This window comes from Haloglomus irregulare, assembly GCF_007421925.1.
GTDB lineage: Archaea > Halobacteriota > Halobacteria > Halobacteriales > Haloarculaceae > Haloglomus > Haloglomus irregulare.
Genome location: NZ_QMDX01000032.1, coordinates 5,422 through 14,626 on the forward strand (window position 1 = coordinate 5,422; position 9,205 = coordinate 14,626).

The 9,205-nt window shown below is 55.2% G+C and carries 6 protein-coding genes and 4 pseudogenes; 5 read left to right on the forward strand and 5 right to left on the reverse strand.

What is annotated here, in order from left to right; all coding sequences use genetic code 11:
* Positions 1-1,328, reverse strand: a 1,328-nt coding sequence (locus DP107_RS18980; protein WP_144263658.1) for a COG1361 S-layer family protein, incomplete at its 3' end; no start/stop codon positions are given.
* 361 nt (positions 1,329-1,689) lie between these two features.
* On the opposite strand from DP107_RS18980, the pseudogene DP107_RS21605 reads away from it, so the two are divergent.
* From DP107_RS21605 to DP107_RS18995, 3 genes and pseudogenes are all read left to right on the forward strand, one after another.
* A pseudogene (locus DP107_RS21605) lies at positions 1,690-1,776 on the forward strand (IS5/IS1182 family transposase); the annotation flags it as partial.
* Positions 1,777-2,212: 436 nt separating this feature from the next.
* Complete coding sequence (locus tag DP107_RS18985) at positions 2,213-2,674, forward strand: DoxX family protein (protein ID WP_202877464.1); 462 nt, start codon at positions 2,213-2,215, stop codon at positions 2,672-2,674.
* A gap of 614 nt (positions 2,675-3,288) precedes the next feature.
* Complete coding sequence (locus DP107_RS18995) at positions 3,289-4,008, forward strand: helix-turn-helix domain-containing protein (RefSeq protein ID WP_144263659.1); 720 nt, start codon at positions 3,289-3,291, stop codon at positions 4,006-4,008.
* A 33-nt stretch (positions 4,009-4,041) separates the two neighbouring features.
* Here the strand turns inward: DP107_RS18995 and DP107_RS19000 are convergent.
* The 4 genes and pseudogenes from DP107_RS19000 to DP107_RS19015 all read right to left on the reverse strand — a co-directional run bounded on the left by DP107_RS19000 (position 4,042) and on the right by DP107_RS19015 (position 7,319).
* Positions 4,042-4,501: pseudogene (locus DP107_RS19000) on the reverse strand (ferritin-like domain-containing protein).
* Positions 4,502-4,736: 235 nt separating this feature from the next.
* Positions 4,737-6,074 (reverse strand): RNA-guided endonuclease InsQ/TnpB family protein, encoded by a 1,338-nt coding sequence (locus DP107_RS19005; RefSeq protein ID WP_144263660.1) that lies wholly within the window; start codon positions 6,072-6,074, stop codon positions 4,737-4,739.
* Between the two features lie 62 nt (positions 6,075-6,136).
* Positions 6,137-6,412 (reverse strand): hypothetical protein, encoded by a 276-nt coding sequence (locus DP107_RS19010; RefSeq protein ID WP_238330966.1) that lies wholly within the window; start codon positions 6,410-6,412, stop codon positions 6,137-6,139.
* Positions 6,413-6,494: 82 nt separating this feature from the next.
* Positions 6,495-7,319: pseudogene (locus DP107_RS19015) on the reverse strand (IS5 family transposase).
* A gap of 209 nt (positions 7,320-7,528) precedes the next feature.
* Here DP107_RS19015 and DP107_RS19020 point away from each other — a divergent pair.
* Together DP107_RS19020 and DP107_RS19025 are read left to right on the forward strand one after the other, a co-directional pair.
* Positions 7,529-7,977 (forward strand): annotated as a pseudogene (locus DP107_RS19020) (DUF790 family protein); the annotation flags it as partial.
* A 302-nt stretch (positions 7,978-8,279) separates the two neighbouring features.
* Positions 8,280-9,068 (forward strand): transposase, encoded by a 789-nt coding sequence (locus tag DP107_RS19025; RefSeq protein WP_144263661.1) that lies wholly within the window; start codon positions 8,280-8,282, stop codon positions 9,066-9,068.
* Positions 9,069-9,205 lie beyond the last annotated feature (137 nt).

Sequence of the window (9,205 nt, forward strand, 5' to 3'; positions counted from 1 at the left end):
GCGAGGTCTCCGAGACTCGCTGACCCAGAGACGGGTATTAACGGTGACGACTCGCGTAGCTGGACCCGTGCGTTCTGGGCGGTAGTGTCGCCGGTGTTACGCACTGTTAGCGTGACGGCGCCAGTTGAATCGACATACAGCGCTTCAGCGCTCGCATTCACAGCGAACTCCGGTCCCTCATTGGCGGTCACTGTGCCAGTCCGGACCTCGGACGTCACGGGGTCGCCGAAGCTGTCATCACGCTTGATAACGGCCGAAAGTGGATATTCACCAGCTGCGACGTCGCCAACCTCAATCCGGAGTGGCGCAGTTGCGGTTTCGCCCGGAGCGAGGTCTCCGAGACTCGCTGACCCAGAGACGGGTATTAACGGTGACGACTCGCGTAGCTGGACCCGTGCGTTCTGGGCGGTAGTGTCGCCGGTGTTGCGCACTGTCAGCGTGACGACGCCGGTCGAATCGACATACAGCGCCTCAGCGCTCGTCTTCACACTGAACTGTGGTCCCTCACCGGTTGTCACCGTGCCAGTGTGGACAGGCGTCTCAGAGACGACACCGTTCGCGTCATCGTAGCGCAGCGAGAACCTAACCGCGTGATCGCCCGCCGAGACATCGTTGACACCAACCCGGAACGTCGCTGTTGCCGTCTCGTTTGGGTCGAGCGTGCCGATCCCGGCATTAGAGCTTCGCGGAGTCAACCAGTCCGTGGCGTGCAGGCGGAGCGCAGCGTTTGATGCAGTCTCAGTTCCAGTGTTACGGACGGTCGCCTGCACCTCACCGTCGCCCCCCTCAGTCAGGCCATCGCCGGTCACCGACACCACCTCAAACTGTGCAGCCGACTCAACACGAACAATAAGACTTCGCTCAACCGTTTTAGTCTCGTAATACGTGGTGGTGTCGTCCTCATCGATGTGCAACCTGTCGAGATAACGGTAGGTCATCTCCACCGGGAGCCGATAGGTCCCGGGCGTCGCCTCTTCATCTACCTCCAGTTCGATCGGCACTCGTTGCATGCTGTCGACGGCAATGGGGGCAACTGCCTGTTCACCTGTCCGGACAGTCAGCGGGGCTGACCCAGATTTGACGGTCACTGTCGTCGATAGGGCCGCGCCAGGCCGGAGAGATAAACTCTGAACTGTGCGCTCAAACCGGTCGGTCGGGCCGTCTACCTCCACCTCTCCAGTGTTGCGCACGAGAACCCCGACAGTTGTTGTTGCTCCCGGGCTCAAGACATTTGATCCATCGACTGTCGTCTCGAGAGTCGGGTCGCTGACTTCATGATACATTTCGGCCGACGCCATCCCCGCCGCTGCAGGTATGGCTGCTGTCATCAATAACAGTGCAATACCAATTACTTGGGCGCGAGTTCTCACAGTTTTGCATAAGAACTGCAATCCTTTAGACCTTGCGATTTCCCCGCCAGTTCTGAGTTGGGCCTGTTTCGCCCGAATAGAACGATTCGGGGACCTAATAATCGATACGGTTCTCTGATTCTCAAGTTACTTTCCGCCTTCCCCCTGTTAATATTGAGCTTGGACTGCAATTTTAGCATTGTGCTGTACAGTACCACGTAGCCGACAATCTCCATTTATTAAGAGTCGCATATTTGTGAAAGTTTTTCGTATTGAACAGCGACCTAATTAGCTGATATCACGGGTTAGAAGGGTGAAGTCGAGGAATTCGATTCTGTCCATGGAGATTGATCTCCTCAACTTCGTTGAGCAGTGTCGGCACTTAGCCAAACAAGCGTTGGGAAAGCACGCAGGCGATGCGAGTAACAGTGTTTCAATCCCAGTTCGGGTTTGCTCCCTGCCGTAACGCTATAGGCTGTTATAGAAAGTTGTCTCAGCTTTCTTTCACGTCTGTGCGGTAGAATCAGCCGTGGAACTCTGCCCACATATCGACCTTTTGCTTCGGTCGCTCGCTTCACTCGCCCCCTGTCGCCGGGCAGCGACACCTCCCTGCTGTCTGAAATCCCTTTGGAGCCGCACCAGCAAACGCTTGATCAAAAGCGCGGCGTCACCCTCTCAGCGTGGTCTTACTGCGGGCAGAGATGTTCCGGTTGGCTTCGTGGGCTCCTGCGTTGTCCTGTGCCAAACGAGTATTCAATGCGATCCTTCCGCATACAACAAGTGTGATGAGAACCGACGAACCAGCGGGTGATAACCCGGGCACCCGAGACGGTCATGAGGCACCAATCCACTTTCCGTGGAGCATGATGGACACTGAAAACCGACAGAAGGTCATGGCACTTGACGAGCGAATCATTCTGCTCTTAGACGAGTACAGCGTCTCCCTGCTGAGATACAGCTTGGCAGTCATTTTCTTCTGGTTCGGCGTACTCAAGCCTATCGGGGTAAGTTCAGCAACCGAAATCGTCAGTAAAACGGTCTACTTCCTGCCGCCGGAACTGTTCGTTCCGGTTCTGGGCGTCTGGGAGATGCTGATCGGCGTCTGTCTGCTGCACGAGCGGCTGCTGAGGGCCGGCATCGCGCTGTTGTTGCTCCAGATAGCCGGGACCTTCCTCCCGTTGGTGCTCCTGCCTGACGTCTCGTTCACAACATTCCCGCTGGTGCCCAGCTTAGAGGGCCAATACATACTCAAGAATCTAGTACTCATATCCGGAGCGTTAGTCGTCGCGTCGTACAGTCTGGATCCGATACCCGATTCGGAGTAACTGCTCTCGGGGGACCGTAATTAAATGCCCGGCCGGGAGCCACTCCCCAGATGCTAAGTGGTCAGCGTTCCGGCATATTGCTCCGTGCGCAAGCCCCAAATCCTCCCGCTTCAATGACATCATAGCCACATACGTCGGCCTTTTTAAAAAGTGTAATGAACTGTCGGCACGCTGCACCCTGCTTATTCCGGGCGTTGTACGACTGTTCGAGCATCCCCTTCGCGTTCATATTCTTAACACTCACAAGTTGTCGGTATTATGTCCGATGTCAAGCCTTGGGGTATTCATCTTGTCTACCGGTAACGAAGGACACCTGCGGTTTCGGCGGCGACCACCAGCGTCACAATTAATACTCAGCGGCATGAATTATATACATATATTGAATAGAATTGACCGTGGGCCCAAGTATCAGGAGTCGGGCCGGCTTCCTGTACATCTCCACGTATTGGAATCGGTTGGAGTCGAACTATCTCAGTCTGCCGCTGCTGGGCGACAAGCCGGGTCTTCGCAGCCGACAGCGTTCGGTCGGCGGTGATCGCTCCGAATGGTCGACTGGGATGGAAGCCGGTGGGAACCGAAACCGACTGTATGCTCGCCGGTCAACGATACATTGAATGCGTGAGTTCGTCTTTGAGATTAGATACGCTCCGGGATCTGACGAACTGATGGATGTGTTCATCGAGAGCCCAGAAGCGAGCTCAAACGCGCTTCTCTGTTCGATGGGTGATGCGAAACTCTGGAAGCTAGACCGTACGGTCGGCCCGACTGCCGCCGTGGAAGATGCCACATCACTGCTAACTGACACGTCGTACGATCAACTGAGCGTCAGCGACCGGAGCTACGACGCACGTCAATACACCGACGTACTGGAACGGGAACCCGGCCGAAGCCTAATATATAATTACTTCGATAAGTTGGCCCGATGCGACTCCGTGCCGATCATAACGAACCAGTACCTAGATGGCGCGCTGCTCTTTGAGGTAACCCGCCGGGGGGGCACCGAGAAGTGGCGGATCCTGATGGAGGACGACAAGAAGGTAGGAATGTTATACGACACTCTGCAGGGTAGATTGGGCGGCGGACTCTCCTTTCATTTCCATCACATCGGAGATTCCACCGGCTCGGTGCTCACCCTCTTCAATTCGGTCGCGATCCAGCCGGAACAACACCACGTTCTCGAAAAGGCCGCAAAGGAGGGCTACTACCGAACACCGAGGGAGACGACATTAGATGAACTCGCAACCGAATTGGAGTGTCCGCGATCGACCGTCTCGTACCGGCTTCGCAGGGCCGAGGCGGCCCTTGTCAACGAGTACCTTACTAACAACTCCTGATCAAGGTCACGGTTGCGGAGGCATTTGAGCGCGTCAGTCCCCGCTATACTCCTTTCTGAACCCCCGGAGCTCAGAGCGGTGGGTCTCCTCGCCGGCCAGAATCTCTACTGCCAGATCCACGGTTGCCGGGTCGTCGGCCGCCTGCGCGAGTTCGACCAACTGCTGGTACGGCGAGATTGCACCGTCTTCCGCGTCCAGAACGCCGTTGATTACGGCGAGGACATCGGTTGAATCCTCCGGTGGTTGGAGACTCTCCTGCTGAGCGGTGAACGCTGCTGACCCCGGGGGATTGGCGTTGAGTTGCTTGAGTCGCTGTCCGAGTTCCCCGGCGTGACCAAGTTCCTCTGCGATGTCCGCCTCAAGACTCTTCTTGATCTCCTGTGCTCGAATCCATTCGAGAACGATTGAGTTCGTCCGGTAGTTCGTCACGGTCTCCAAATTCTTCTGAATACGCGCTTCGAAGTACATCGATCACCGGTTCACTAGAGTCCATTAATGGTATTTGATCACCGGTGTAATTAAGTATATGTTTATCCTGTGATAAGTGGCTGCCGTTCCGGCGGTCGCTACCGGGCGGTGAAACGGCGCCGTGAGGCCGCTCGGACTCACCACGCGCGGCGTCTACGACCCCCGAGTTGTCGAACGAAGTGATTGTCATCTTCAGCAAGTCGTGCCTGCTCTTGACATCCACCCACGACTGAAGTCGTGGGATTCCTCTCGTGGGAGTCTCAGTCGTCTGAGTCCCCGAGAGCGATATTCCCGCGTGTAGCGGTACTCTGATTTGTGTACTCCTCGTTGGCTGTTGTCTCCACCGCGAGAGAGAGCGGGTTGTGGTGTTCCCGCCATTCGTGATTGTTCCACTTGAGGTACACGGGCCGTGCCATCAACCCTATTGTGTTGTTCTGCCGTCTCAGGAACGATTCCGAGGCAACGAGGTCAGCGTGTCCCTCGAATCCACACGGACACGTCAACGAATCCTCGTGACGAACTGTTTCTTTGCGCTCGCCGCACTCAGGACACTCTTGACTCGTCCACGCCTCTGACGCCTCATTGACCGTGATTCCGTACTCTTCACACACGTCTTTGAGGCGGTTGATGAACCGGCGGTACGCCCAGAAATTGTGCGTCTTCTCGTTCACACGCGGCGACCAGTGCGTTGAGAGAACGCCTTTGATGTCTCCCACGTGCAGCGTCGAGACACCTTCGTCATATAGGCGTTCTACGAGGTCACGAACAAGGCTGTCTTGAGCGTGATTTCGCCGATTCGTGCGCTTGCGGTACAAGCGGTCGATGCGTTTACTCGACTCACATTGGGTTTCGAGTAGAGATTGGTAGTGCGCTATTTGTTCCGTGGTTTCTCGGAACTGTTCGAACAGGTCACGCCCTTCGTACAGGAGTTGTTGACCGGTCGTAGTCGTGCAGGCGGCGAGGTTGTTCGCGCCAACGTCCAGAGCGGCTTCTTCCGAAGCCAGTAGTGAATCCAGTCGAGAATCGTCGATGGCAACTGGTTGATAAGCCCTGAAAGTGTCTGCGAGTTCGTCATACACGAGTTCGAGTCGGCCCTGCTCGCCGTCCCACTTCGGGTCGCCAGCAATCTCAACGCGAAGGCGCTGATTCCGGTTCAACCCAAGTTCGTCTTTGAGTTCGGAACCAATCGGGATTTCGAGACGGGAGCGGTTCCCGTACTCAATGGTGTACTGGTCGTTGCGAACGTACGTGCGAAGCACTCGTCCGTCTTCTTCGTTCCCCCAGTACCCCGGTGGCGACGGTTTCTCATCGAGTTTCCCAGCGTGGAATTTCTCGTTACTACTGAAGAACGACCGCCACGATTCCGAGTTTTTGCGGATGATTTGCTGGGCAACCGAACTGCTGAGAACGCCTTTGTACTTGCCTTCGAGACTGCCGGTGTCGGCGTCCCAGACGCTTTCATCGTCTTCGAGGAAGGCTTGGCGGCGAGCATAATTGGTCTCGTTCCAGAGACTTGCAGAAGCGTCCAACCAGCGAACGAACACCTCGCGCTCTTTCGCAGAGCGAGGATGAACGTCAAACTGGTTGGTTCGCTTCATCACAATATCTTACGAAATGCTGGTTTGTAAAGGCAGGTATTAGCGTGGGAGACTCAAGCCTGCTACCGAACGTGGATGGTGTGGTGGGATGTCGGATTCATCCCACGACTAAAGTCGTGGGCTTTCTCCTTGATTTTCTGTAATATTGACACAACAGATTTCAGGTCAAACTCTTTGTCTTGCCCAATCCAGCCGTGTTCTCTGGCATACTCCTTGTTTCCCTTTGGGATTACACTTACAGCCAGCACATCTTCGTCAAATACGCTCCCGAACTCAGTTGCCCGGACAAGCGCTGCTTCAGCGAGGTCAGACCCGTCGAACGGAACGACCAGTGTCATACCCTAACTTTTTTATGATATAAAAACTTCCTCGGGTTCCTATCCAAACAGTGAAATCGGGGATACGTGTAATCCGGTCAGATCAGAGTATCTCCCGCTCGATGTTGTGAACGACGCATTTGATGACGAGTTCGCGGAACTGCTTCCACTAGACACGTGACCGTACAAATGCACCGAACTTCTGTTTAATCGCCGCGTTGACTGTCTCGTTCATGTTCCGTTGATGATAGAGGTCAGTGTCCAGCCGTGTGTTCCATGCCTTGTGGAGTGACGAGAACTCCCGGTGCTTGATGAGTGGTCGAACGTCGTGGTCACAGGCGAGACGTCGGAGCTTCTGGTCATCATACCCCTTGTCACCGGCCAGTACTGTAATCGACTCGACGTTGCGTTTCACAACCTGTGGTGCAATCTGTGTACCGTGCTTTCGTGTTGTCGTCGCGTGAATGTCGAGCACTGCGTTGGTCGCGGTATCGACCAATAGCGTCGTCTTCAACTGTTGTATCGTAAGGTTGGTTCGCTTGGTGTAATGTGCTGAGGCATGCGCTCGCTCAAATCCGGACGCATCGATGCCAGTTACGCCATCCAGTGGAAGTCCAACGAGTGAGACCCGCAGCAGAACACGCCAGACGGCCATCTCCAGGCGATCGAACGCTTTGCAGAGTGTGGATGGTGCAGGGATTGAATCAAGATTGAGGGCATCACGAATGCGAGGCATCTCGATGAGTTCGTCAACGAGGTCCCGGTATGTGGTCGTCTTCTTCAGTTTGAGACAGAGCAAGACAACCTGCTGAGGGCGGGTGTATCGTCGTTTGGAGCATTTCAACGAGTAGCGGGCAATCACCTGTTGCGCCAACTCGAATGTTCGTTCGACAAACCGAAGCAGGTCGGATTTTGGAACATCGTTCATCAATCAGCATTCAGTAAGTGAATCTGTTACCCTCTGAGGATTTCAACGAGGCCAAACTTATGTATTTTATACTATCGGGTAACTTAGGACGAGCGACCTCCTCACGCAGCTTGCAGCTCCAAGACATCAAGATTCGGTCGTTGTTTTGCTCACATTGAGTAATTCGGGGCCTCAGAAAATCGGTGTGGTAATCGTCCTATAAGACCCTCTATCTGAAGCTGTTCGGGTTGATGCACCGGATCTATCCGATTGATGCCGACGGGGAGCGTGTTGCGAGTGCGGATCAGGCCGCCGACTGCGAGGCCGTACTGGACGGCCCGGCGTCGCTGTTCTCCCAATCGCAAAAATACGGATCCATATGGCGAACTTCCTGCCTGCGTTACCGCTCTGTGATCGGTGAGAAAATGACTGTGACGATTATTGTCGACGAAGCTCCGGTGAGACATGTCAATTCATGCTCAACCATACCGAGGGCCTCGGTTCCCATTACAGCGCTAGTAACTGCTTCGATAGCGATGTGAAACGAACGCTCGCCAACAACTGGGAGCGGATGAATACGGAGTGGGAACTTGTTCGAGAAGACAGTGTCTTCCATCTCGGTGCCGAAGTCGTGATCTCCGACTTCGCGACCGAACATCCGGACGGACGACAAGCAATGAGAGATCACACGCGCTCTCGCTCTCAGCGGCCGTGCCTTCCTCCTGATTGGTCCACAGATGGGAGGATGAGAGTCTGCTCCGTAAAGAACGATCTATCGAGTCGACGCCACAGCAGCACTTCGTGAGTGTGGATACGCTATACAGAGCAGTTCTGTACGTAGGGAAGCGGTCCTCATCGTTGGAATTTCAAATATGGCTCACACTCAAGCGAGGATTCTCACGGTCGGAATCAGAGTATTACACATTATTATCAGGCGGTGGTGCAGAAGTTCTCACAAGGAAGCGGTAGGACGAATCTGATGTGTCCAAGACCAGCTCCGTCCTACCAAGTAACGGTACGGTCGAATTGGTTTTCAAAACACTGGAGACAGAGACAAAGGCACTATTCGAACACCTTGATCTGTCGTTTCTCACTGACTATCCCGTGTTCGCCCCCGATCTGAGGGGGCGAGCACGGGTTCACGAGCCACCAGAACTCCTGAAAGGTGTCCTTCACTGCTTCTACCACGATATCTACGGTCCTCGTCCGATGGCGCGGGAACTCCACAACGAGGATGTTTGGCGACAGTGTGGCTCCGAGAGTCCGCCGTCCCGGCGGACACTCTCCCGGTTCATCACAGACTTCGAACTCGTCGCCAAAGACGTATTCATCGAGTTGGTCCATGAGCTTGCCGAGCAGGTGCCGCTCGGCAAGCTCTTCCGCATCGATGGGACAGATATCCCGGTTGATCAGCGTGACGAGGACGCCGACTGGAACTACGACCACGCAGAAGACGACTATTACTACGGCTACGGCTGCTGTGTCGTCACCGCCGCAGACAATATACCGGTCGCAGCAGCGTTCACTCCGGCGAAGAAAGTTGACGAGGAGACGGCGATGCGCGTCACACGTGACGCGCTCGCCGTCGACACTCCACGCTGGTTCCTCGGTGATTCAGAGTTCGATATGCTGGGGTGGCACGACTGGCTGCTGGGGCAGTCAGTCGTGCCGATAGCGCCGTACAACCCACGGAATACAGACGATCCACCAGACATAGAATATCGCGTCGAGAAGCGGATCAAAGAACACAGCGACACAGTTCGTCTCTGACAACGCCAGCTCGATGAGACGTATGCAGAACGCTCACGGGTTGAAACAGCTATTGGCGTCTCTGACTTCCTCCCACGGCTTCAGTCGTGGGGTTCCCGTCACAGACGGGCTCCCACGGCGGAGAGGTTCCCAACTCG

Excerpts from the sequence above, each read along its gene's own strand:
- DP107_RS19010 (WP_238330966.1), bottom strand. The coding sequence starts at position 6,412 with ATGACACTGGTCGTTCCGTTCGACGGGTCTGACCTCGCTGAAGCAGCG.
- DP107_RS18985 (WP_202877464.1), top strand. The coding sequence starts at position 2,213 with ATGATGGACACTGAAAACCGACAGAAGGTCATGGCACTTGACGAGCGA.
- DP107_RS19005 (WP_144263660.1), bottom strand. The coding sequence starts at position 6,074 with ATGAAGCGAACCAACCAGTTTGACGTTCATCCTCGCTCTGCGAAAGAG.
- DP107_RS18995 (WP_144263659.1), top strand. The coding sequence starts at position 3,289 with ATGCGTGAGTTCGTCTTTGAGATTAGATACGCTCCGGGATCTGACGAA.